We start from the raw sequence: 24,301 nt of genomic DNA on the forward strand, positions 1-24,301 counted from the left end.
GAGGTGCCTGATCAGGCGGCGAAGGCCGCGGCGTTGGCGGCCCGGCGCGCGAAGACCTCCTCGCGCCGGTCCGCCGACTGCCGCAGTGCCGCCTTCCGTTCCCGGCCGGAGAGCCGGTCCAGGTAGACCTGCCCGTTCACGTGGTCGGTCTCGTGGGCCAGGCAGCGCGCGAAGTAGCCCGTGCCCTCGACGAGGAGCGGCGTGCCGTCCTTGTCCAGGCCGCGCACGACCGCCCGGTCGGGCCGCGGTACGGCCATGACGGCGCCCGGCACCGACAGGCACCCCTCGCCCTCGTCGAGCAGCCGGCGCGCGGCCGGGTCGAGGGCATCGAGGACCGGATTCACGATGTACCCGACATGTCGGACACCGTCGTCGTCCGGGCAGTCGTAGACGAACAGGCGCAGGTCGACCCCCACCTGATTGGCCGCCAGTCCGGCCCCCTCCGCGACATACATCGTGCGGAACATGTCGTCGATGAGCGCGGCGAGGTCGGGCCCGAACTCCGTGACGTCACGGCACGGCCGGTGCAGCACCTCCTCGCCGACCTCGGTGACACGTCGCACCGATCCGCGCCGGGCCTCGGGCGCGAACGGGGGATAGGAGGCGGTGGGCCGCCCCTGGACGAACACACTCGGCATGACGTTCTCTCCTTCGGCTCGTGGACGGGCCGGTGGAGCACCGGCCCGTGCCCGAGCATGCCAGGAGCCCGCGAAGGGCCGCAGCCCCCGAGCGGCTGCGGCCCTGTCGCGTATGTACGGGTGGGTGCGGGTTACAGGACGCGCACCGCGCCGCTCGGCGGGTCGTACGACAGCGGCTTCTCGACGACACCGGTGGAGGAGTTCTGCGCGCCGACGAACATGCCGCCGCCGACGTAGACGCCCACGTGGTACGCGCTGCCCGCGCCGCCCCAGTAGAGGATGTCGCCCGGCTGGAGGTTGTCCAGGCCGACCTGGGTGCCGGCCGTCGACTGCGCCTGGGAGACGCGGGGCAGGCTGATGCCGACCTGCTTGAAGGCGGCCTGCACGAGACCGGAGCAGTCGTAGGCGGACGGGCCGGTGGCGCCGGAGACGTACGCCTTGCCGACCTGGGCCTGCACGAAGGAGACGACGGCGGCGGCCGAACCGGTCGCCGTGGACGTGCTGGTGCTGGTGCTGCTGCCAGTGCCGGTGGAGGAGCCGGTGTCCGAGGACGCGCTCAGGGTGGTGCGCTCGGCGGCGCGCGAGGCGCGCTCGGCGGCCTCCTTGCGCGCGGCCTCCTCGGCCTTCTTCTTGGCTTCCGCGGCCTTCTTCTTGGCCTCGGCGAGGTCGGCCTTGGCCTCCTTGGCGGCCTTGGCGGCCGCCGCGTCACGCTCGGCCTGCAGCTGGTAGCTCGCGGCCGCCTGCTGCGTGACGTCCGCGGACTGGGCGACCTGAGCGGCCAGGTCGGCCGTCAGGGTGGGCAGTTCGAGGGTCTGCGTCACCGGTTCGGCCGCGTTGGCCGACCCCGACGCACCGGCCACTGCCAGGGTGCTGAGGACGCCACCGGCAACTCCGGCCCGCATCGCGATCGTCGACGCGCTGCGGCGGGGCTTCCGGTGGCTGCGTATGTGAGCGGTGTGGGACATAGGGACAAGCGGTATCAGTAGCTCCTCCATACCTTCAAGAAACGTGTGCTGCGCCACAGTTGTTCAATCAGGCCGCCGAATCCCGGGCGTGTCGCTCTTTATTGACGCCGTAACGGACATTGCGGACGGGCCGTAACCGGCCTGTGATCACGGTCTTTGATCGTTACGCCCGAATTGCCCCGCGCTTACCACTTGTTGGGACACTTGGCCAAGCCCGGTTCTCAGGCGCCTCTCATGAATGTGGCACAGGTCACGGAACGGTTACCCCGGCGCACGCGTCCGTCGCGTGCGAGGTGGTCAGGCCGGCCGTGGCTCCCCGGTGCCGTGGTCGGCGCGGTGGCCGGTGTGGTGGTCGTTCGACGGCACTCGCCCGCGCTCGTGAATGCGTGCACGTGTCCACACCGACCCCCGGCCCTCCCCCTCATGTGTGAACGCCTCCTCTATCAAGGGGGTGCGTCCAGCGCCAATTTGCATGCAAAGGAAGTCTCTTGATATGGAGACGCACCTTGCTCGGGCCCTCTGGCCAGCGACGACGAGCGAAATTGTCACCTCTGGTGATCAAGTGAACGCTTCCTGTGTGAAGATCACCGCTCATCCGACTTCATGATCGTTCGTCAGGTGGTGGAGATCACAAAGCTTGTGGAATACCCCGTGTCGCAGATCACAGAGCGTCGGGCATAGGATGCGAGGCAGTTGGGCTTGTGACCTGCTTCACATGTTCGCGATCTTCGCCGGGACGGGCGTGGCTCGTGGGGCTGTTGGGGCGGCTGTGAGTCCAGTGCAACCGCCAGCAGTCAGTGCCGACTGAGAGGAGCGAGGAGCGGTGAACGCGTATGCGCCCATCCTCGTACTGGGAGCCCTCGGGGCAGGCTTTGCGATCTTCTCCGTGGTGATGGCCACGCTGATCGGTCCGAAGCGGTACAACCGGGCGAAGCTCGAGGCCTACGAGTGCGGCATCGAGCCGACCCCCACGCCGGCCGGCGGCGGGCGCTTCCCCATCAAGTACTACCTGACGGCGATGCTCTTCATCATCTTCGATATCGAGATCGTCTTCCTCTACCCCTGGGCCGTCACCTTCGACGCCCTGGGGATTTTCGGGCTCGTGGAGATGCTGCTCTTCGTGCTCACCGTCTTCGTCGCGTACGCGTACGTATGGCGGCGCGGCGGCCTGGAATGGGACTGAGGGGCCTCTGACATGGGACTCGAAGAAAAACTGCCGAGCGGTTTCCTGCTGACCACCGTCGAGCAGGCCGCGGGCTGGGTGCGCAAGTCATCCGTCTTCCCGGCCACGTTCGGCCTCGCCTGCTGTGCCATCGAGATGATGACCACCGGCGCCGGCCGCTACGACCTGGCGCGCTTCGGCATGGAGGTCTTCCGCGGCTCGCCGCGGCAGGCGGACCTGATGATCGTCGCGGGCCGGGTCAGCCAGAAGATGGCGCCGGTGCTGCGGCAGGTCTACGACCAGATGCCGAACCCGAAGTGGGTCATCTCCATGGGGGTCTGCGCCTCCTCGGGCGGCATGTTCAACAACTACGCCATCGTCCAGGGCGTCGACCACGTCGTCCCGGTCGACATCTACCTCCCCGGCTGCCCGCCGCGGCCCGAGATGCTGATGGACGCCATCCTCAAGCTCCACCAGAAGATCCAGAGCTCCAAGCTCGGTGTGAACGCCGAGGAGGCGGCCCGCGAGGCGGAGGAAGCGGCGCTCAAGGCCCTGCCCACGATCGAGATGAAGGGGCTGCTGCGGTGAGCGACGCGAACAACACCGCGGGTGACGCGAACGGTGTGAACCCCGAGAAGGACCTGTCCGCGGAGAACCTCCCCGGCCAGCGGGGCCAGGGCGGCGAGGAGATCCGCGTCCAGCGCGGCATGTTCGGCGCCAACAACGGCGGCGACACCTCCGGCTACGGCGGACTGGTCCGCTCCGTCCGGCTCCCGGGACCGGCGAGCCGCCCCTACGGCGGCTGGTTCGACGAGGTCGCCGACGAACTCGAGGGCGCGCTGGAGGAGCAGGGTCTCCTGCCCGACAACGCCATCGAGAAGACGGTCGTCGACCGGGGCGAGGTGACCTTCCACATCGAGCGCGAGCACCTGGTCCGCGTCGCCCGCACCCTGCGCGACGACCCCGCCCTGCGCTTCGAGCTGTGCACCGGCGTCAGCGGCGTCCACTACCCGCACGACAAGGGCCGCGAGCTGCACGCCGTCTACCACCTGCGCTCGATCACCCACAACCGGCTGATCCGCCTCGAAGTCAGCGCGCCCGACAGCGACCCGCACATCCCGTCGCTGGTCCCCGTCTACCCGACGAACGACTGGCACGAGCGCGAGACGTACGACTTCTTCGGCATCGTCTTCGACGGCCACCCGGCCCTGACGCGGATCATGATGCCGGACGACTGGCAGGGCTTTCCGCAGCGCAAGGACTACCCCCTCGGCGGCATCCCCGTCGAGTACAAGGGCGCCCAGATCCCGGCTCCGGACCAGCGGAGGTCGTACTCGTGAGCACTTCCCACGCATCCCCTCGCGAGACCACCGAGGGCACCGTCTACACGGTCACCGGCGGCGACTGGGACGAGGTCGTCCAGTCCGCGGCCCGCGCCGACGACGAGCGCATCGTCGTCAACATGGGCCCTCAGCACCCGTCCACGCACGGTGTGCTCCGCCTCATCCTGGAGATCGACGGCGAGACGGTCACCGAGGCCCGCTGCGGCATCGGCTACCTGCACACCGGCATCGAGAAGAACCTCGAATACCGGAACTGGACGCAGGGCACCACGTTCGTGACGCGCATGGACTACCTGACGCCGTTCTTCAACGAGGCGGCGTACTGCCTGGGCGTCGAGAAGCTCCTCGGCATCGAGGACCAGATCCCGGACCGGGCCACGATCATCCGGGTCATGTTGATGGAGCTGAACCGGCTCTCCTCGCACCTGGTGGCCATCGCCACCGGCGGCATGGAACTGGGCGCCACCACGATCATGATCTACGGCTTCCGTGATCGTGAACTGATTCTCGACATCTACGAGCTGATCACCGGCCTGCGGATGAACCACGCGTACATCCGCCCGGGCGGACTCGCGCAGGACCTGCCGCCGGGCGCGGTGGACCAGATCCGCGAGTTCGTGAAGAAGATGAACAAGAACCTCCCGGAGTACGACAAGCTCGCCACCGGGAACCCCATCTTCAAGGCCCGCATGCAGGACGTCGGCTACCTCGACCTGGCCGGCTGCATGGCCCTCGGTGCCACCGGCCCCGTCCTCAGGTCCACCGGCCTCCCGCACGACCTGCGCAAGACCCAGCCGTACTGCGGCTACGAGACGTACGACTTCGACGTCCCGACCGCCGACACCTGCGACTCCTACGGCCGCTTCCTGATCCGGCTGGAGGAGATGCGCCAGTCGCTCAGGATCGTCGAGCAGTGCCTGGACCGGCTCCAGCCCGGCCCGGTCATGGTCGCCGACAAGAAGATCGCCTGGCCCGCCCAGCTCGCCCTGGGGCCGGACGGTCTCGGCAACTCCCTCGACCACATCAAGAAGATCATGGGCACCTCCATGGAGGCCCTGATCCACCACTTCAAGCTGGTCACCGAGGGCTTCCGGGTGCCGCCGGGACAGGCGTACACCGCGGTCGAGTCCCCCAAGGGCGAGCTGGGGGTGCATGTCGTCTCCGACGGCGGCACCCGCCCCTTCCGGGTCCACTTCCGCGACCCGTCCTTCACCAACCTGCAGGCCATGGCGGCGATGTGCGAGGGCGGCCAGGTCGCCGACGTCATCGTCGCCGTGGCGTCCATCGACCCCGTGATGGGAGGCGTCGACCGGTGACCACCTCTTCTTCGGAGCGGGGCGTCAGCCTGGGCATGCCGGAACTGCCCGCGCCCGCCTACCCGGACGACGTCCGGGCCCGGCTGGAGTCCGACGCGCGCGAGGTCATCGCCCGCTACCCGGACTCCCGGTCCGCCCTCCTGCCGCTGCTGCACCTCGTGCAGTCGGAGGAGGGACACGTCACGCGCACCGGGATGCAGTTCTGCGCGGACATGCTGGACCTCACCACCGCCGAGGTCACCGCGGTCGCGACCTTCTACACCATGTACCGGCGCGGGCCGAGCGGCGACTACCAGGTCGGCGTGTGCACCAACACGCTGTGCGCGGTGATGGGCGGCGACGCGATCTTCGAGTCCCTCCAGGAGCACCTCGGCGTCGGCAACGGCGAGACCACCGAGGACGGCAAGGTCACCCTGGAGCACATCGAGTGCAACGCGGCCTGCGACTTCGCACCGGTCGTGATGGTCAACTGGGAGTTCTTCGACAACCAGACCCCGGCGAGCGTCAAGTCCCTCGTCGACGACCTGCGCGCGGGACGGCCGGTGACGCCCACGCGCGGTGCCCCGCTGTGCACCTTCAAGGAGACCGCCCGGATCCTGGCGGGCTTCCCCGACGAGCGGGACGGCGCCGTCGCGGCCGGCGGCAGCGCGGGTCCCGCATCCCTGGCCGGGCTCAAGCTCGCCAAGGGCGAGACGTCCGCCGCACGTGTGGTGCACCCGCGGGACGGCGGGCCGCACGACGCGTCGCAGGACCGGGACGTGCACGACCCGTCCCCGACGGAACACCTGAGCTCGCACGACGCGCCGCAGGACACATCGGCATCCGACCCTTCCAACCCGGCAGGGCCTACCGCCGAGGAGGGGGAGTGATGACCGTGGCAGCCGAGATCAGGGGCAGCAGCCCGGAGAAGCTGCTCGCACCCGTGCTGTCGGCCTTCTGGGACGAGGACGAGTCGTGGACTCTCGACGTCTACCGGAGGCACGAGGGGTACGAGGGACTCCGCAAGGCGCTGGCGATGGCGCCGGACGACCTGATCGCGTACGTCAAGGAGTCCGGTCTGCGTGGACGCGGCGGTGCCGGGTTCCCGACGGGGATGAAGTGGCAGTTCATTCCTCAGGGGGACGGCAAGCCTCACTATCTAGTTGTCAACGCCGACGAGTCGGAGCCGGGGACCTGCAAGGACATCCCGCTCCTCTTCGCGAACCCGCACAGCCTCATCGAGGGCATCGTCATCGCGTGTTACGCCATCAGGTCTTCGCATGCCTTCATCTATCTGCGTGGTGAAGTCGTCCCAGTGCTGCGGCGGTTGCACGAGGCCGTGCGCGAGGCCTACGCGGCCGGCTTCCTCGGCGAGAACATCCTGGGCAGCGGACTCGACCTCACTCTCACCGTGCACGCGGGCGCGGGCGCGTACATCTGCGGTGAGGAGACCGCACTGCTCGACTCGCTCGAAGGCCGCCGGGGTCAACCGCGGCTCCGTCCCCCCTTTCCTGCCGTCGCGGGCCTCTATGCGTGCCCGACTGTGGTGAATAACGTCGAATCGATTGCTTCAGTTCCCGCGATCCTGAACAAGGGCAAGGACTGGTTCAGGTCGATGGGCAGCGAGAAGTCCCCGGGCTTCACTCTCTACTCGCTCAGCGGCCACGTCGCGGGCCCGGGCCAGTACGAGGCCCCGCTCGGCATCACGCTGCGCCAGCTCCTCGACATGAGCGGTGGCATGCGCCCCGGCCACCGCCTCAAGTTCTGGACGCCCGGCGGCTCCTCGACGCCGATGTTCACCGACGAGCACCTCGACGTCCCCCTCGACTACGAAGGAGTGGGCGCCGCCGGTTCCATGCTCGGCACCAAGGCGCTCCAGTGCTTCGACGAGACGACCTGCGTCGTGCGCGCCGTCACCCGCTGGACCGAGTTCTACGCCCACGAGTCCTGCGGCAAGTGCACACCCTGCCGCGAAGGCACGTACTGGCTCGTCCAATTGCTGCGCGACATCGAGGCCGGCAAGGGACAGATGTCCGACCTCGACAAGCTGAACGACATCGCCGACAACATCAACGGCAAGTCCTTCTGCGCCCTCGGCGACGGTGCCGCCTCGCCGATCTTCTCCTCGCTCAAGTACTTCCGCGAGGAGTACGAGGAGCACATCACGGGCCGCGGCTGCCCCTTCGACCCGGCCAAGTCGACGGCCTGGGCCGACCGCACGGAGGTGAAGGCATGACAGTGACCACCAATGCTCCCTCGGGAGGGGGAGAGGCGGCGGTCCCGCCGGAGGACCTCGTATCGCTGACGATCGACGGCGCCGAGATCAGCGTGCCCAAGGGCACCCTGGTCATCCGGGCCGCCGAGCAGCTCGGCATCGAGATCCCCCGGTTCTGCGACCACCCCCTCCTCGACCCGGCCGGCGCCTGCCGCCAGTGCATCGTCGAGGTCGAGGGCCAGCGCAAGCCCATGGCGTCCTGCACCATCACCTGCACCGACGGCATGGTGGTGAAGACGCAGCTCACCTCGCCCGTCGCCGAGAAGGCCCAGCACGGGGTGATGGAGTTGCTGCTCATCAACCACCCGCTGGACTGCCCGGTCTGCGACAAGGGCGGCGAGTGCCCCCTGCAGAACCAGGCGATGTCGCACGGCCAGGCCGACTCCCGCTTCGAGGGCAAGAAGCGGACCTACGAGAAGCCCGTGCCGATCTCCACCCAGGTCCTGCTCGACCGCGAGCGCTGCGTGCTGTGCGCCCGCTGCACCCGGTTCTCCAACCAGGTCGCGGGCGACCCGATGATCGAGCTGATCGAGCGGGGTGCGCTCCAGCAGGTCGGCACCGGCGAGGGCGACCCGTTCGAGTCGTACTTCTCCGGCAACACCATCCAGATCTGCCCGGTCGGCGCGCTCACCTCGGCGGCGTACCGGTTCCGCTCCCGGCCCTTCGACCTGATCTCCTCGCCCTCCGTGTGCGAGCACTGCTCCGGCGGCTGCGCCACCCGCACCGACCACCGGCGCGGCAAGGTCATGCGGCGCCTGGCGGCCAACGAGCCCGAGGTCAACGAGGAGTGGATCTGCGACAAGGGACGCTTCGGGTTCCGGTACGCACAGCAGCGGGACCGGCTCACCACGCCCCTGGTGCGCAACGCGGAGGGGGAGCTGGAGCCGGCCTCCTGGCCGGAGGCGCTCCAGATCGCCGCGCAGGGACTGCTCGCCTCCAGGGGCCGCACCGGCGTCCTGACCGGCGGGCGGCTCACCGTCGAGGACGCCTACGCGTACAGCAAGTTCGCGCGCGTGGCGCTCGACACCAACGACATCGACTTCCGCGCGCGCGTGCACAGCGCCGAGGAGGCCGACTTCCTGGCCGCCCACGTCGCCGGACGGGGCCGCGACCTTGGGGGCACCTCCCGGACGGATTCCGGGGGAGGCACCGGCGTCACGTACACGTCGCTGGAGCAGGCGCCCGCGGTGCTCCTGGTCGGGTTCGAGGCAGAGGAGGAGGCGCCCGGCGTCTTCCTGCGGCTGCGCAAGGCCTGGCGCAAGCACGGGCAGAAGGTCTTCTCGCTGGCCACGCACGCCACGCGGGGCCTGGAGAAGGCGGGCGGCACCCTGCTCCCCGCCGCTCCCGGCACCGAGACCGAGTGGCTGGACGCCCTCGCGAGCGGCGTCGGCCTGGAGGAGGGCGGCGCCCAGGCGGCCGAGGCCCTGCGCGCCGAGGGCGCCGTGATCGTCGTCGGCGAACGGCTGGCGTCCGTGGCCGGAGGCCTCACCTCCGCCGTACGAACCTCGGCGGCGACCGGCGCCCGGCTGGTGTGGATCCCGCGCCGGGCCGGAGAGCGCGGCGCGATCGAGGCGGGCGCGCTGCCGTCGCTGCTGCCCGGCGGCCGTCCGGCGACCGACCCGCGCGCGCGTGAGGAGGTCGCCACCCTGTGGGGCCTGGCCGACCTCCCGCACCGCTACGGCCGCGACACCGGCGAGATCGTCGAGGCCGCGGCCCGGGGCGAACTCCAGGCGCTGCTGGTGGCGGGCGTGGAGGTCGCCGACCTGCCCGACCCGGCACGTGCGCGTGCGGCACTCGACGAGGCCGGGTTCGTGGTGTCGCTGGAGCTGCGGCCCAGCGAGGTCACCGAACGCGCCGACGTGGTCCTGCCCGTCGCCGCGGTCGCCGAGAAGCCCGGCACCTTCCTCAACTGGGAGGGCAGGGTGCGCTTCTTCGAGGCCGCGCTCAAGCCCGACCAGATGACGCGCCGGCTCGCTCCCACCGACGCCCGCGTCCTGCAGATGCTGGCCGACGCCATGGACGTACACCTGGGCCTGCCCGATCTGCGCACCACGCGCACGGAGATCGACCGGCTCGGCGCCTGGGACGGACCGCGGGGCGGCGAGCCGCTGCAGACCGCGAGCGCGCTGCCGCGGCCGGCCGCCGGAGAGGCCGTGCTGGCCGGGCACCGGCTGCTGCTCGACCAGGGACTGCTCCAGCAGGGCGACGAGGCACTCGCCGGCACCCGGCACGCCGCACGCGCGCGCGTGTCGGCCGCCACGGCCGCCGAGGCGGGCGTCAAGGACGGCGACCTCCTCGCCGTGACCGGGCCGGCCGGAGCCGTCGCCTTCCCGCTCCAGGTCACCGAGATGCCCGACCGGGTGGTCTGGCTCCCGCTGAACTCGGCCGGCACCGGCGTCGCCTCCGACGCCGGGGTACTGCCCGGAACCCTCGTCCGCATCGGTCCGGCGACGCCCGCGGGCGACGCCCCCAAGGAGGTGGAGGCATGAGCCCGTACCTCGCCGCTGAAGACCTCTCGATGTTCGGCACCGACCCCTGGTGGCTGGTCGTCGTCAAGGCGGTGTTCTGCTTCGCCTTCCTGATGGTGACCGTGCTGTTCTCCATCGTGTGGGAGCGCAAGGTCGTCGCCTGGATGCAGCTGCGCATCGGCCCGAACCGGCACGGCCCCTGGGGCATGCTCCAGTCGCTCGCCGACGGCATCAAGCTGATGCTCAAGGAAGATCTCGTCGTCAAGCGCGCCGACAAGGCGGTCTACATCCTCGCGCCGGTCGTCGCGGCCATCCCGGCCTTCATGGCGATCGCGGTGATCCCCTTCGGACCGGCCGGCAACGAGGTCTCGATCTTCGGCCACCGCACCGCCATGCAGCTCACCGACCTGCCGATCGCGATGCTGTTCATCCTGGCGGTCGCCTCGGTCGGCATCTACGGCATCGTGCTCGCCGGCTGGAGCTCCGGGTCGACGTACCCGCTGCTCGGCGGACTGCGCTCCTGCGCCCAGATGATCTCCTACGAGATCGCGATGGGCGCCGCGTTCGCCTCGGTGTTCCTCTACTCCGGTTCGATGTCGACCTCGGAGATCGTCGCCCAGCAGGACGACCGCTGGTACATCGTGCTGCTGCCGGTCTCCTTCATCCTCTACATCGTCACGATGGTCGGCGAGACCAACCGCGCCCCGTTCGACATGCCCGAGTCCGAGGGCGACCTGGTGGGCGGCTTCAACACCGAGTACTCGTCGATCAAGTTCGCGATGTTCATGCTCGCCGAATACGTGAACATGGTGACGGTCTCGGCGGTCGCCACCACGCTGTTCCTCGGCGGCTGGCGGGCCCCCTGGCCGATCAGCACCTTCTGGGAGGGCGCCAACCACGGCTGGTGGCCGCTGCTCTGGTTCGTGGTCAAGGTCCAACTGCTGCTGTTCTTCTTCATCTGGCTGCGCGGCACCCTGCCCCGGGTCCGCTACGACCAGTTGATGAAGCTCGGCTGGAAGGTCCTCATCCCGGTCTCCCTGGTCTGGCTGATGCTGGTCGCGACCGTGCGGGCCCTCAGGAACGAGAACTACGGCTTCACCGACATCGCCCTCTACATCGGCGGCGGCGTCCTGGTCCTGCTGCTGCTGTCCTTCCTCGTGGACATGTACCGCGACAAGGGCGGCAAGGACGCCGGACAGCCCGTCGAGGAGGAGGCCGCCTTCGACCCGATGGCCGGCGGATTCCCCGTCCCGCCGATGCCCGGACAGCAGGTGCCGCCGGTGCCCAGGCGCCGCTCCCGCCGGGAGCGGGAGCTGATTGTCAGTGGCGGGCCCGATACTCACAGTAACGGACCTGTGGGCGGATCTACGGATGGAAAGGAGGCGTCCGATGGCTGAGGAACACAAGGAGCACAGGGAAGACACGGAACACGTGGAGCACAGGGGGACCGACCCCGGTTTCCTGAACCCGGTGGCCGGCTTCGGCGTGACCTTCAAGGCCATGTTCAAGAAGCGGCTGACCGAGCAGTACCCGGAGCAGCAGAAGACCACCGCTCCGCGCTTCCACGGACGGCACCAGCTCAACCGCCATCCGGACGGCCTGGAGAAGTGCGTCGGCTGCGAGCTGTGCGCCTGGGCCTGCCCCGCCGACGCCATCTACGTGGAGGGCGCGGACAACACCGACGAGGAGCGCTACTCGCCGGGCGAGCGGTACGGCCGCGTCTACCAGATCAACTACGCCCGCTGCATCCTGTGCGGCCTGTGCATCGAGGCGTGCCCCACGCGCGCGCTGACGATGACCAACGAGTTCGAGCTGGCCGACTCCAGCCGCGCCAACCTCATCTTCACCAAGGAGCAGCTGCTCGCCGGTCTGGAAGAGGGCATGGTCGACTCGCCGCACGCCATCTACCCGGGTACCGACGAGCAGGACTACTACCGGGGCCTGGTGACCGAGGCAGCGCCCGGCACGGTCCAGCAGGTCGCCCACTCCAAGGGGGAGGTCGTCCAGGAGGGCGACTCGACCTTCGGCGGGACGGAACCGGCGTCGGAGGAGGTGATCCGCCGATGAGCGCGCAGCTCGCCGCCTACTCCACTTCTACCGGAGAGGCCGTCCAGTTCTGGATCCTCGGCACCGTCGCGGTGATCGGCGCCCTGTGCACCGTCTTCATGAAGAAGGCCGTGCACAGCGCGCTGTGCCTCGCCGGGACCATGATCGTCCTGGCGGTCTTCTACCTCGCCAACGGCGCCTACTTCCTCGGCATCGTGCAGATCGTCGTCTACACCGGCGCGATCATGATGCTGTTCCTGTTCGTGGTGATGCTGGTCGGCGTCACCGCGGCGGACTCGCTGAAGGAGACCATCAAGGGCCAGCGCTGGCTGGCCCTGCTGTCCGGGCTCGGTTTCGGCATCCTGCTGATCGCCGGCATCGGCAACGCCTCCGTCACCGAGTTCACCGGCCTCGCCCAGGCCAACGCGAACGGCAACGTGGAGGGCATCGCGTCCCTCATCTTCACCAAGTACGTCTTCGCCTTCGAGATCACCGGCGCCCTGCTCATCACGGCGGCCGTCGGCGCCATGGTGCTCACCCACCGCGAGCGCACCGAGCGCGCCAGGACCCAGCGCGAGCTGTCCGAGCAGCGCGTCCGCGACGGCAAGTACCTGCCGCCGCTGCCGGCCCCCGGCGTGTACGCCCGGCACAACGCGGTCGACATCGCGGGCCTGCTGCCCGACGGCACCCCCTCCGAGCTGACCGTCAGCAAGACGCTGCGCGAGCGGGGTCAGATCCGCGACGTGTCGATGGAGGCTCTGGGCGACCTGAAGGCGCTGGAGCAGCGGGCCGAGGAGCGGCTGGAGCGCAAGGCCGTCGGCCCGGCGGGTTCCGGGCGGGACGAGACCGGGCGGTCCGACTCCCAGCGGTCCGAGGAGGCGTCTAAGTGAGTCCCGTCAACTACCTCTACCTCGCGGCCCTGTTGTTCACGATCGGCGCCACCGGCGTGCTGATCCGGCGCAACGCGATCGTGGTCTTCATGTGCATCGAGCTGATGCTCAACGCCTGCAACCTCGCGTTCGTCGCCTTCTCCCGCCTGCACGGCAATCTCGACGGCCAGATCATCGCCTTCTTCACGATGGTCGTCGCCGCCGCGGAGGTCGTGGTCGGGCTCGCGATCATCGTGTCCCTGTTCCGTTCCCGCCACTCGGCCTCGGTCGACGACGCCAGCCTGATGAAGCTGTGAGGGGCTGCTGAAACGTGGAGAACCTGATTGCGCTGCTGGTGGCGGCGCCCCTGCTAGGAGCGGTCGTCCTGCTGTGCGGCGGACGCCGGCTGGACCGCGTCGGCCACTGGATCGGCACGCTGCTGGCCGCCGTGTCCTTCGTGATCGGCGTCGTCCTCTTCGCCGACCTGCTCGGCAGCGGCGCCGAGGACCGCACCCTGACGCAGCACCTGTTCAGCTGGATCCCGGTGGAGGGCTTCCAGGCCGACGTCGCCTTCCGGCTCGACCAGCTGTCGATGACGTTCGTCCTGCTGATCACCGGCGTCGGCTCGCTCATCCACCTGTACTCGGTCGCGTACATGGAGCACGACGAGCGCCGCCGCCGCTTCTTCGGCTACCTGAACCTGTTCCTCGCGGCGATGCTGATCCTCGTCCTCGCCGACAACTACCTGCTGCTGTACGTCGGCTGGGAGGGCGTCGGTCTCGCCTCCTACCTGCTCATCGGCTTCTGGCAGCACAAGCCCAGCGCCGCCACCGCCGCGAAGAAGGCCTTCCTGGTCAACCGCGTCGGTGACATGGGCCTGTCCATCGGCATCATGCTGATGTTCCTGTGGTTCGGCACCTTCGCCTTCGGGCCGGTGCTCGGCGGCCACGGGGAGGCCGGGCTCGCGGCCGGGGCGGACGAGGGCAAGCTCACCGCGATCGCCCTGATGCTGCTGCTCGCCGCCTGCGGCAAGTCCGCCCAGGTGCCGCTGCAGTCCTGGCTCGGTGACGCGATGGAGGGCCCGACCCCGGTCTCGGCCCTCATCCACGCCGCGACCATGGTGACGGCGGGCGTGTACCTGATCGTCCGCTCCGGCGCCATCTTCAACGGCGCGCCGGACGCGCAACTGGTGGTCACCATCGTCGGCGCGGTCACGCTGCTGTTCGGTGCGATCGTCGGTTGCGCCAAGGACGACATCAAGAAGGCGCTGGCCGGTTCGACCATGTCGCAGATCGGCTACATGGTGCTCGCCGCGGGCCTCGGCCCCATCGGCTACGTCTTCGCGATCATGCACCTGGTGACGCACGGCTTCTTCAAGGCCGGGCTGTTCCTCGGCGCCGGTTCCGTCATGCACGGCATGAACGACGAGGTCGACATGCGCCGCTACGGCGGACTGCGCAAGTACATGCCGGTCACCTTCGTCACCTTCGGCCTCGGCTACCTCGCCATCATCGGCTTCCCGGGCCTGTCCGGCTTCTTCTCCAAGGACAAGATCATCGAGGCGGCGTTCGCCAAGGGCGGCACCGAGGGCTGGATCCTCGGCGCCTGCGCCCTGCTGGGCGCGGCCATCACCGCGTACTACATGACGCGCGTGATGCTGATGACGTTCTTCGGCGAGGAGCGCTGGCGCAACGCACCGACGCCGTCGCCGGCCAAGCCCGACGTGGAGCCCGCCGCCGAGACGCGCGGCGAGTACGAGCCGCCGCACCCGCACGAGTCGCCGGGGCTCATGACGATCCCGATGATCGTGCTGGCCGTCGGATCGGTCGCGGGCGGTGCCTTCTTCAGCATCGGCGACCGCTTCCTGCACTGGCTGGAGCCCATCACCGGCCACAGCCACGGCGACGCGCCGATCAGCGCCGGTACGGTCACCGGGGCGACGGTGGCCTGCATGGTCATCGGCGTCGCCCTCGCCTGGGCGCAGTACGGGCGCCGTCCGGTCCCGGCCGTCGCCCCGCGCGGTTCGCTGCTCACCCGGGCCGCCCGTCGCGACCTGCTCCAGGACGACTTCAACCACGTCGTCCTGGTCCGCGGCGGCGAGCACCTCACGCGCTCCCTGGTCTACGTCGACCACACCCTGGTCGACGGAGTCGTCAACGGCACGGCGGCCTCGGTCGGCGGCCTGTCCGGGCGGATGCGCAAGCTGCAGAACGGCTTCGCGCGCTCGTACGCGGTCTCGATGTTCGGCGGTGCGGCGCTCCTCGTCGCCGCGACCCTGCTGATGAGGGCGGTCTGATACCGATGTCCTTTCCCCTGCTGACAGTCACGGCGGCCCTCCCGGCCGTCGGGGCGATCGCCACGGCAGCCGTGCCGGCCGCGCGACGCACCGCGGCCAAGTGGCTGGCGCTGCTGGTCTCGCTGGCCACGCTCGCGCTGGCGATCACGGTGCTGGTCCGCTTCGACCCCGACGGCGACCGCTACCAGCTCACCGAGTCCCACTCCTGGATCGCGGACTTCGGCGTCCGCTACGAACTGGGCGTGGACGGCATCGCGGTGGCGCTGATCGCGCTGACCGCCCTGCTGATCCCGTTCATCATCCTCGCGGGCTGGCACGACGCCGACCCGCTGGAGACCGGCAGCAGCCGGTGGCGGCCGACGCAGGGCTTCTTCGCCCTGATCCTGGCCGTCGAGGCGATGGTGATCATCTCCTTCGAGGCCACCGACGTCTTCCTCTTCTACATCTTCTTCGAAGCCATGCTGATCCCGCTGTACTTCCTGATCGGCGGCTTCGGCGACCGGGCACACGAGCACGGCGAGAAGACCGCGGCGACCCAGCGCTCGTACGCGGCCGTGAAGTTCCTGCTCTACAACCTGGCCGGCGGTCTGATCATGCTGGCCGCGGTGATCGGCCTCTACGTGGTCGCCGGGAACTTCTCGCTCACGGAGATCGCCGAGGCGCGGGCCAACGGCTCGCTGGACATGGCGACCAACACCGAGCGCTGGCTGTTCCTCGGCTTCTTCTTCGCCTTCGCGGTGAAGGCACCGCTGTTCCCGCTGCACACCTGGCTGCCCAACGCCATGGGGGAGTCGACCGCGCCGGTCGCCGTGCTCATCACGGCGGTCGTCGACAAGGTCGGCACCTTCGCGATGCTCCGCTTCTGCCTCCAGCTCTTCCCGGAGGCCAGCAAGTGGGCGACGCCGGTCATCCTGGTCCTGGCGGTCATCAGCATCATCTACGGCGCGCTGCTCGCGGTCGGCCAGCGCGACATCAAGCGGCTGATCGCCTACGCGTCGATCTCGCACTTCGGCTTCATCATCATGGGCATCTTCGCGATGACCAGCCAGGGCCAGTCCGGCGCCACGCTGTACATGGTCAACCACGGCATCTCGACCGCGGTGCTGATGCTGATCGCCGGATTCCTGATCTCGCGGCGCGGCTCGCGGCTCATCGCCGACTTCGGCGGTGTGCAGAAGGTCGCCCCGATCCTGGCCGGCACCTTCCTGATCGGCGGCCTGGCGACCCTGTCGCTGCCGGGACTGGCCCCCTTCGTCAGTGAGTTCCTGGTCCTGGTCGGCACGTTCACCCGCTATCCGGTGATCGGCATCATCGCCACCCTCGGCATCGTCCTCGCCGCGCTCTACACCCTCGTCCTCTACCAGCGGACGATGACGGGCCCGGTGAAGGCCGAGGTGAACGGGATGCCCGACCTGCGGGTGCGCGAGCTGGTGGTGGTGGCACCGCTGGTGGCGCTGCTGATCTTCCTGGGCGTCTTCCCGAAGCCCGTGACGGACATCGTCAACCCGGCGGTGGAACAGACCATGTCCGACGTACACAAGACGGACCCCCAGCCTGAGGTGGAGGCGGCCAAGTGAGCGCAACAGCCGTCCACAGCCTGTGGACAACGGCGGCGACGGCGGCCGATCCGATCGCCAAGATCGACGCGCCGAAGATCGAGTACGGGCAGTTGTCGCCCGTCCTCATCGTCATCGGCGCGGCGATCATCGGCATCCTGGTCGAGGCCTTCGTGCCGCGCAGGTCCCGTTACTACGCCCAGATGTTCGTGTCCGCCGTCGCCCTGATCGCGGCGTTCGCCGCGGTCGTCGCGCTCGCCGCGCGCGGGTACGGCACGACCAAGGCCGGCATCACGGCGATGGGCGCCGTCGCCGTCGACGGACCGGCCCTGTTCCTCCAGGGCACCATCCTGTTGACCAGTCTGGTCGGCCTGTTCACCTTCGCCGAGCGGCGTCTCGACCCGGAGGTGCACGGCAACCGCGTCGACTCCTTCGCCGCGCAGGCGGCGGCCGTACCGGGCAGCGAGAGCGAGCAGAAGGCGGTCAAGGCGGGCTTCACCACCACGGAGGTCTTCCCGCTCCTGCTCTTCGCCGTCGTCGGCATGCTGGTCTTCCCGGCGGCCAACGACCTGCTGACGCTCTTCGTGGCCCTGGAGGTCTTCTCCCTCCCGCTGTACCTGCTGTGCGCGCTGGCCCGCCGCAAGCGGCTCATGTCGCAGGAGGCGGCGGTCAAGTACTTCCTGCTCGGCGCCTTCGCCTCCGCGTTCACCCTGTTCGGCATCGCCCTGCTCTACGGCTACGCGGGCTCCATGTCGTACGGCACGATCGCCCAGGTCGTCGACGGCACCGTCCAGAACGTGACCCCGGCGCTCGCCGACACCATGGGCAACGACGCGCTGCTCCTCGTCGGCTCCGCGCTGATCGTCATGGGCCTGCTGTTCAAGGTGGGCGCGGTGCCGTTCCACATGTGGACGCCGGACGTGTACCAGGGCGCGCCGACGCCCGTGACCGGCTTCATGGCGGCGGCGACCAAGGTGGCCGCCTTCGGCGCCCTGCTCCGCATCCTCTACGTCGTCCTGCCCGGCCTGCGCTGGGACTGGCGGCCGGTGATGTGGGGCGTGGCGATCATCACGATGCTGGCCGGTGCCATCGTCGCGATCACGCAGACCGACATCAAGCGGCTGCTGGCGTACTCGTCGATCGCGCACGCGGGCTTCATCCTCGCCGGTGTCATCGCGACCACGCCGGAGGGCATCTCGTCCGTCCTCTTCTACCTGGCCGCGTACTCCTTCGTCACGATCGGCGCCTTCGCGGTCGTCACGCTGGTGCGCGACGCGGGCGGCGAGGCGACGCACCTGTCGAAGTGGGCCGGGCTCGGCCGCAGGTCGCCGCTGGTGGCGGCCGTCTTCGCGGTGTTCCTGCTGGCCTTCGCCGGTATCCCGCTGACCTCCGGATTCTCGGGGAAGTTCGCCGTGTTCAAGGCGGCGGCGGAGGGCGGCGCGGCCCCGCTGGTCGTGGTCGGTGTGATCTCGTCGGCGATCGCCGCGTTCTTCTACATCCGGGTGATCGTGCTGATGTTCTTCAGCGAGCCGCGCCCGGAGGGCCCGACGGTCGCGGTGCCGTCCCCGCTGACGATGACGGCGATCGGTGTCGGCGTGGCCGTCACCGTGGTGCTCGGTGTGGCGCCGCAGTACTTCCTGGACCTGGCGGGTCAGGCGGGGGTGTTCGTGCGCTGACGCCGCGCTTGCGGCTTTGCGACTGTGGTCCGGCTCTCTTCGCAGGGGTGCCGGACCACAGTCGTGTGCGTTTGCGCTACTCGCCGCCGCGGCGCGCTTTGATGCCGGTCAGGTCCAGATCCATCGGAAAGGGCGCGCTCACCTTCATGCGTTCGCGGAAGATACCGACGCTGGTGTAGGCACGAGTGGTGGGCTCCAGCTCGAAGGCGTGGACGACGGCGAGGCCCTTCTCGTTCTCCACCCTCCAGTAGTGGGTGATACCGGCCCGGGCGTACTTCAGGGGCTTGGTCTCGCGGTCGCGGGAGACGGACTCCGCGGAGACGACTTCGATGGCCAGGGTGACGGCCTCGGCGGGGTAGCGGGTCTGCTCCGGGTCGTCCACCACGTCGCCTCGCACGACGATCACGTCCGGTTCGGGCCGGTTCTGCCGGTCGATGTCGATCGTGAATTCGCGGATGACCTCGAACTCCGCCGGGGCGAGGGACTGAAGCTGCCATTCGAAGAAGCTCACAGCGCGTGAGTGGAAAAGAGTCTGCGGACTCACGAAGACGAGGCTCCCGTCGATCAGCTCCGTGTGCGGAGGCAGGTTCGGAAGCCGGTCCAGGTCGTCCGCCGTCCAGCCGCCCTCCGGCGGGACCGGCCAATCGGGCGTGGACGCCTTCGGTGCGACGCTCATCAGTGCTCCCATGGGACGGAGTCTCGCGGGTGCAATCAGACTATCCGCCGGAAACGGGCGGGCCTCCCGCGAACGTGTGAACGATCGTCGTGTTCTTGACGCGGGCCGCGTCGGGCAGCCTGTGGATAACTCCGGGGCTGTCGGCGCCGACCCCTATCGTGGAGGCAGTGGTCGGGGCAGGACGGACCAGACAGACCGGACGGGCGAGGCAGTACGTACGGGGGACGAGACGATGGGCGGGACGGGTGTGATCGGCGAGATGACAGGGACGGCGCAGGTGAGGGACGAGGACAGCGAGGCGCTGGCCACCCTGCACCGGGTCTTCGGGTACGACGCCTTCCGCGGCGAGCAGGAGGCGATCGTCGAGCACGTGGTCGCCGGTGGCGATGCCGTCGTGCTCATGCCGACCGGGGGCGGAAAGTCGCTCTGCTATCAGATCCCGTCCCTGGTCAGGCCCGGCACGGGCATAGTGGTCTCGCCGCTGATCGCGCTCATGCAGGACCAGGTCGACGCGCTGCGGGCGCTCGGCGTGCGGGCCGGGTTCATGAACTCCACGCAGGACTTCGACGAGCGGCGCGTGGTGGAGGCCGAGTTCCTCGCCGGCGAGCTGGACCTGCTGTACCTGGCGCCCGAGCGGCTGCGCCTGGACAGCACCCTCGACCTGCTCTCCCGCGGCAAGATCTCCCTCTTCGCCATCGACGAGGCACACTGCGTCTCCCAGTGGGGCCACGACTTCCGGCCCGACTACCTCGCCCTGTCGCTGCTCGGCGAGCGCTGGCCGGACGTGCCCCGGCTCGCGCTCACGGCGACGGCCACCGACGCCACCCACCGCGAGATCACCGAGCGGCTGAACATGCCGGCGGCGCGGCACTTCGTGGCCAGCTTCGACCGTCCCAACATCCAGTACCGGATCGTGCCGAAGTCCGATCCCAAGAAGCAGCTCCTGGGCTTCCTGCGCGAGGAGCACCCCGGGGACGCGGGCATCGTGTACTGCCTCTCGCGCAACTCCGTCGACAAGACCGCCGAGTTCCTCTCGCGCAACGGCATCGAGGCGGTGCCCTACCACGCGGGCCTGGACGCGGGCACCCGCGCGGCGCACCAGTCGAGGTTCCTGCGCGAGGAGGGCCTGGTGGTCGTGGCGACCATCGCCTTCGGCATGGGCATCGACAAGCCGGACGTGCGGTTCGTCGCCCACCTGGACCTGCCCAAGTCGGTCGAGGGCTACTACCAGGAGACCGGCCGCGCGGGGCGGGACGGCCTGCCCTCCACGGCCTGGATGGCGTACGGTCTCAACGACGTCATACAGCAGCGGAAGCTGATCCAGTCCGGCGAGGGCGACGAGGCGTTCCGGCGCCGGGCCCAGTCCCACCTGGACGCCATGCTCGCCCTGTGCGAGACCGCCCGGTGCCGCCGCGGCCAGCTCCTCGCCTACTTCGGCCAGGACCCGGACCGGGCCGGCTGCGGCAACTGCGACACCTGCCTGACCCCGCCCGAGACCTGGGACGGCACGGTGGCGGCGCAGAAGGTGCTGTCGACGGTGGTCCGGCTGAAGCGGGAGCGCGGGCAGAAGTTCGGCGCCGGGCAGATCATCGACATCCTGCTGGGCAAGCGCACCGCCAAGGTGATCCAGTTCGACCACGACCAGCTCTCCGTGTTCGGCATCGGCGAGGAGCTGACCGAGGGCGAGTGGCGGGGCGTCGCCCGGCAGCTGCTGGCCCAGGGCCTGCTCGCGGTCGAGGGGGAGTACGGCACGCTGGTGCTGACCGAGACCAGCGGCGAGGTCCTGCGGCGGGAGCGGGAGGTGCCCCTGCGCAAGGAGCGCGCGAAGCCCGCCGCGGCCAAGTCGACCGGCGGTGGACGCGGCGAGCGCAAGGCGAAGGCCGCCGCGGCCGAGCTGCCCGCGGAGCTGGTCCCCGCCTTCGAGGCGCTGCGCGCCTGGCGTGCGGAACAGGCTCGCGAGCAGGGCGTCCCGGCGTACGTCATCTTCCACGACGCCACCCTCCGGGAGATCGCCGCCGTCTGGCCCACCTCGGTGGCGCAGCTCGGGGGCATCAGCGGCGTCGGTGAGAAGAAGCTGACGACGTACGGGGAGGGTGTGATCGAGGTGCTCGCGGGACTGGAGGGACCGGGCAGCGCCCCGGCCCCGTCGGCAGGCCCGGCCCCGGCGGCCGGCCCGGGCACCGGTTCCGGTTCGCACTCCGGCGCGGACGACTGGCCCGAGCACGAGCCGGAGCCCGAGCCCGACGACTGGATATAGGCACTCGCCGGGGGGGAGCCCCTGGGTCCGTCCGTGGCGTCACAGCGCCCGGGTCGCGTACGCCCTGACGTCGGCGTCCGTGTCACCGGTGACGGTCGCGAGCGCCGTCCGGGCGTCCTCGGTGGTGGCCGTGTGCCGGGTCAGCGCGAGGACGGCCGCCTTGCGGACGTCGGCGTTCCGGTCGGCGAGGGCCTTGGCGAGGACGGGGACCGCGCGGTCGGAACCGGCGGCGGACAGCGCGGTGGCCGCGCCCGCCCGCACCTGCCAGGCGGGGTCGGACAGCGCGGTGACCGCACGGGCCGCCAGTGGGGCGGGGCAGCCCGTGTCCGCCAGGGCCGCGAGAGCGGCGCCGCGGACCAGGACGTCGGGGTCCTCGGTGAGCCGGTCGAGGGCACCGCCGGTGCGGGGCGCCGCCCGCAGCGTCCCCAGTGCCTTGGCGACCGCGACCCGCACCTCACGGGACGGATCGTCGGCGGCCCGGGAGAGCGACTCGGCGGCGTCCAGTGAGACCAGCCCGCGCACCGCCTCGATGCGCACCGGAACGTCGGTGTCGCAAAGAGCCGTGGCGAAGGTGCCGGTGCTGCCCAGCCGCAGGATGCGCAGCAGGTCGAGGGCGGTGGCGCGGACGACGGGGTCGTGCTGGGCCAGTGCCTCGGCGAGGGGTTCGCCCAGGGCGGGTTCGGGCGTCAGCGTCTCGGCCAGTTCACGCAGCGAGGCGGCCGCGGCGGAGCGCACCTCGCTGTCGGGATCGGACAGGGCGGCGGCGAGCGCCGGACCGGTACCGGCCGGGACGGTCTCGGTGAGCACGGTGACCGCCGTGCGCCGGACGCCCGGTTCGGGATCGGACAGATACGGGCGGAGGGCGGCGAGTTCGGGCTCGCTCTCGGCCAGGGCGAGCAGCTCCAGCAGCCGGGGGGAACCGGCGGCGCCCGGCTCGGCGGTCGCGGTGACCGCGGTGACCGCGGTGGCCGTGGGACGGCCCCCGGTGGCGAGGGGCGCGGCATCGCGGGCCCCGGCCGTCGCCACCTGCTCCGGGTGCACCTCGCCGAGGTGCCTGGAGGGGCCACCGACCGGCGTGAACTCGTCGATCGGAACCAGATAGGGAGCCACGGGACGAGCCGTGAACTCCATCGCACCGGAGGGGGACTTGTGCAGATCGAGGTGGTGGAACCAGGACGCGTCGTCCCGTTCGGGGATGTCGACGCGCTCGTGGTACAGGCCCCAGCGGGACTCCGTGCGGGCCAGGGAGGCCCGGGCGGCCATCTCCGCGCAGTCGCGGATGAAGGTGACCTCGGCGCAGCGCATCAGCTCGTGCGGGGTGCGGGCGCCCATCGCCGCGATGTCCGTGCGCATCCGCTCGAAGGACTCCAGGGCGAGCGACAGCCGGGCGCCGGACTTGGGCGGCGCCACGTAGTCGTTGACGAAGCGCCGCAGTTTGTACTCGACCTGCGGCTGCGGTGGGCCGTCGGGGTTGCGCAGCGGGCGGTAGACCAGCTCGTGCGCCTCGCGCAGCTGCTCGGGTGGCAGTTCGCCCGCGTAGGGCTTGTACCGGGCGGCGTCCGCGCCCGCCAGATCGCCGAAGACGAACGCGCCGATCATGTAGTTGTGCGGCACGCAGGCCAGGTCACCGGCCGCGTAGAGGCGGGGGACGGTGGTGCGGGCGTGGTCGTCGACCCGGACGCCGGAGGCGGAGTGGCCGCCGCACAGACCGATCTCCGAGATGTGCATCTCGACGTCGTGGGTGCGGTAGTCGTGCCCGCGGCCCGCGTGGAAGGTGCCGCGGGTCGGCCGTTCGGTGGAGTGCAGGATGGATTCCAGGGCGGAGACCGACTCCTCCGGGAGGTGGCTGAGCTTCAGGTACACCGGGCCGCGGTCGCTGGCGACCTCCGCTGCGAACTCGGCCATCATCTGGCCCGACCAGTAGTCGGAGTCGACGAAGCGCTCGCCGTGCCGGTTGACCTGGTAACCGCCGAAGGGATTGGCGACATAGGCGCACGCCGGGCCGTTGTAGTCCTTGATCAGCGGGTTGATCTGGAAGCACTCGATGCCGGTCAGTTCGGCGCCCGCGTGGTAGGCCATGGCGTAGCCGTCACCGGCGTTGGTGGGGTTCTCGTAGGTGCCGTAGAGGTAGCCGGAGGCGGGCAGACCGAGCCGGCCCGCGGCGCCGGTCGCGAGGATCACGGCACCGGCGCGGACGGTCACGAAGCGCCCCGTGCGGGTGTTGAAGCCCGCCGCGCCCACCGCCCGCCCCTCCGCGGTCAGGACCCGCACCGGCATCACACGGTTCTCGATGCGGATCCGTTCGCGCATCTCGCGCCGCCGCAGCTGCCGGTACAGGACCTTCTTGACGTCCTTGCCCTCCGGCATCGGCAGCACGTAGGAGCCGGACCGGTGCACCTGGCGGACCGCGTAGTCGCCGTGCTCGTCCTTCTCGAACTTCACCCCGTACGACTCCAGCCGCTGGACCATGGCGAAGCCGCGGGTGGCGGTCTGGCGGACGGTGGACTGGTCGACGATGCCGTCGTTGGCGCGGGTGATCTCGGCGACGTAGTCGTCGGGTTCGGCGCGGCCGGGGACGACGGCGTTGTTGACGCCGTCCATGCCCATGGCGAGGGCGCCGGAGTGGCGGACGTGGGCCTTCTCCAGCAGCAGCACGTCCGCACCGTGCTCGGCGGCGGTCAGCGCGGCCATGGTGCCGGCGGTGCCGCCGCCGATGACGAGGACGTCGCAGGAGAGTTCTTCGGCGTCGGTGAGCGCGGGGATCTCCACCAGGTGGCCT

At 70.1% G+C, this 24,301-nt stretch carries 19 protein-coding genes; 15 read left to right on the forward strand and 4 right to left on the reverse strand.

All coding sequences use genetic code 11. The features are described 5' to 3' along the window. Positions 1 to 11: 11 nt before the first annotated feature. Together def and BZZ08_RS13540 are read right to left on the reverse strand one after the other, a co-directional pair. Complete coding sequence (def, locus tag BZZ08_RS13535; protein ID WP_104632440.1) at positions 12 to 638, reverse strand: peptide deformylase; 627 nt, start codon at positions 636 to 638, stop codon at positions 12 to 14. A gap of 131 nt (positions 639 to 769) precedes the next feature. After that, positions 770 to 1,603: a C40 family peptidase gene (locus BZZ08_RS13540; RefSeq protein WP_104632441.1), complete on the reverse strand. Its 834-nt coding sequence runs from the start codon at positions 1,601 to 1,603 to the stop codon at positions 770 to 772. Positions 1,604 to 2,426: 823 nt separating this feature from the next. Between BZZ08_RS13540 and BZZ08_RS13545 the strand changes: the two genes are divergently transcribed. From BZZ08_RS13545 to nuoN, 14 genes are read left to right on the forward strand one after another with little or no spacing between them, the layout of a single operon-like run. Continuing rightward, entirely contained in the window at positions 2,427 to 2,786 is a 360-nt protein-coding gene (locus BZZ08_RS13545; protein WP_003974383.1) for an NADH-quinone oxidoreductase subunit A, read from the forward strand. Between the two features lie 12 nt (positions 2,787 to 2,798). After that, positions 2,799 to 3,353 carry a NuoB/complex I 20 kDa subunit family protein gene (locus BZZ08_RS13550; protein WP_006133126.1) on the forward strand — a complete coding sequence of 185 codons (555 nt, stop codon included), beginning with the start codon at positions 2,799 to 2,801 and terminating at the stop codon, positions 3,351 to 3,353. Beyond that, positions 3,350 to 4,105 carry an NADH-quinone oxidoreductase subunit C gene (locus BZZ08_RS13555; protein WP_104632442.1) on the forward strand — a complete coding sequence of 252 codons (756 nt, stop codon included), beginning with the start codon at positions 3,350 to 3,352 and terminating at the stop codon, positions 4,103 to 4,105. Before BZZ08_RS13550 ends, BZZ08_RS13555 begins: the two co-directional genes overlap by 4 nt. Beyond that, positions 4,102 to 5,424 carry an NADH-quinone oxidoreductase subunit D gene (locus tag BZZ08_RS13560; RefSeq protein WP_104632443.1) on the forward strand — a complete coding sequence of 441 codons (1,323 nt, stop codon included), beginning with the start codon at positions 4,102 to 4,104 and terminating at the stop codon, positions 5,422 to 5,424. The genes BZZ08_RS13555 and BZZ08_RS13560 overlap by 4 nt, the downstream gene beginning before the upstream one ends. Beyond that, on the forward strand, positions 5,421 to 6,293 hold the full coding sequence (gene nuoE / locus BZZ08_RS13565; protein WP_104632444.1) for an NADH-quinone oxidoreductase subunit NuoE: 873 nt from the start codon (positions 5,421 to 5,423) through the stop codon (positions 6,291 to 6,293). The genes BZZ08_RS13560 and nuoE overlap by 4 nt, the downstream gene beginning before the upstream one ends. Further along, positions 6,290 to 7,639, forward strand: a complete 1,350-nt coding sequence (gene nuoF, locus BZZ08_RS13570) for an NADH-quinone oxidoreductase subunit NuoF (RefSeq protein WP_171987339.1) — start codon at positions 6,290 to 6,292, stop codon at positions 7,637 to 7,639. Before nuoE ends, nuoF begins: the two co-directional genes overlap by 4 nt. Further along, positions 7,636 to 10,167 (forward strand): NADH-quinone oxidoreductase subunit G, encoded by a 2,532-nt coding sequence (locus BZZ08_RS13575; RefSeq protein ID WP_104632445.1) that lies wholly within the window; start codon positions 7,636 to 7,638, stop codon positions 10,165 to 10,167. The genes nuoF and BZZ08_RS13575 overlap by 4 nt, the downstream gene beginning before the upstream one ends. Beyond that, positions 10,164 to 11,543 carry an NADH-quinone oxidoreductase subunit NuoH gene (nuoH, locus tag BZZ08_RS13580; protein WP_104632446.1) on the forward strand — a complete coding sequence of 460 codons (1,380 nt, stop codon included), beginning with the start codon at positions 10,164 to 10,166 and terminating at the stop codon, positions 11,541 to 11,543. The genes BZZ08_RS13575 and nuoH overlap by 4 nt, the downstream gene beginning before the upstream one ends. Further along, positions 11,536 to 12,213 (forward strand): NADH-quinone oxidoreductase subunit NuoI, encoded by a 678-nt coding sequence (gene nuoI, locus BZZ08_RS13585; RefSeq protein WP_241965469.1) that lies wholly within the window; start codon positions 11,536 to 11,538, stop codon positions 12,211 to 12,213. Before nuoH ends, nuoI begins: the two co-directional genes overlap by 8 nt. Further along, positions 12,210 to 13,082: an NADH-quinone oxidoreductase subunit J gene (locus BZZ08_RS13590; protein ID WP_104632447.1), complete on the forward strand. Its 873-nt coding sequence runs from the start codon at positions 12,210 to 12,212 to the stop codon at positions 13,080 to 13,082. Before nuoI ends, BZZ08_RS13590 begins: the two co-directional genes overlap by 4 nt. Beyond that, positions 13,079 to 13,378 (forward strand): NADH-quinone oxidoreductase subunit NuoK, encoded by a 300-nt coding sequence (gene nuoK, locus BZZ08_RS13595; RefSeq protein WP_104632448.1) that lies wholly within the window; start codon positions 13,079 to 13,081, stop codon positions 13,376 to 13,378. The genes BZZ08_RS13590 and nuoK overlap by 4 nt, the downstream gene beginning before the upstream one ends. 14 nt (positions 13,379 to 13,392) lie before the next feature. Further along, positions 13,393 to 15,357: an NADH-quinone oxidoreductase subunit L gene (gene nuoL / locus BZZ08_RS13600; protein WP_104632449.1), complete on the forward strand. Its 1,965-nt coding sequence runs from the start codon at positions 13,393 to 13,395 to the stop codon at positions 15,355 to 15,357. 5 nt (positions 15,358 to 15,362) lie between these two features. After that, positions 15,363 to 16,934 (forward strand): NADH-quinone oxidoreductase subunit M, encoded by a 1,572-nt coding sequence (locus BZZ08_RS13605; RefSeq protein ID WP_104632450.1) that lies wholly within the window; start codon positions 15,363 to 15,365, stop codon positions 16,932 to 16,934. Further along, positions 16,931 to 18,589 (forward strand): NADH-quinone oxidoreductase subunit NuoN, encoded by a 1,659-nt coding sequence (gene nuoN, locus BZZ08_RS13610; RefSeq protein WP_104632451.1) that lies wholly within the window; start codon positions 16,931 to 16,933, stop codon positions 18,587 to 18,589. Before BZZ08_RS13605 ends, nuoN begins: the two co-directional genes overlap by 4 nt. 76 nt (positions 18,590 to 18,665) lie before the next feature. On the opposite strand, the gene BZZ08_RS13615 is transcribed toward nuoN, so the two are convergent. Beyond that, positions 18,666 to 19,265: a Uma2 family endonuclease gene (locus tag BZZ08_RS13615; protein WP_104632452.1), complete on the reverse strand. Its 600-nt coding sequence runs from the start codon at positions 19,263 to 19,265 to the stop codon at positions 18,666 to 18,668. 232 nt (positions 19,266 to 19,497) lie between these two features. Between BZZ08_RS13615 and recQ the strand changes: the two genes are divergently transcribed. Continuing rightward, a complete protein-coding gene (recQ, locus tag BZZ08_RS13620) occupies positions 19,498 to 21,522 on the forward strand; it encodes a DNA helicase RecQ (RefSeq protein WP_104632453.1) in 2,025 nt (674 codons plus the stop codon). A gap of 39 nt (positions 21,523 to 21,561) precedes the next feature. Here recQ and BZZ08_RS13625 read toward each other — a convergent pair whose 3' ends face one another. Next, positions 21,562 to 24,291 (reverse strand): fumarate reductase/succinate dehydrogenase flavoprotein subunit, encoded by a 2,730-nt coding sequence (locus BZZ08_RS13625; RefSeq protein WP_104632454.1) that lies wholly within the window; start codon positions 24,289 to 24,291, stop codon positions 21,562 to 21,564. Between the last annotated feature and the right edge of the window lie 10 nt (positions 24,292 to 24,301).

The organism is Streptomyces sp. MH60 (assembly GCF_002939385.1).
GTDB lineage: Bacteria > Actinomycetota > Actinomycetes > Streptomycetales > Streptomycetaceae > Streptomyces.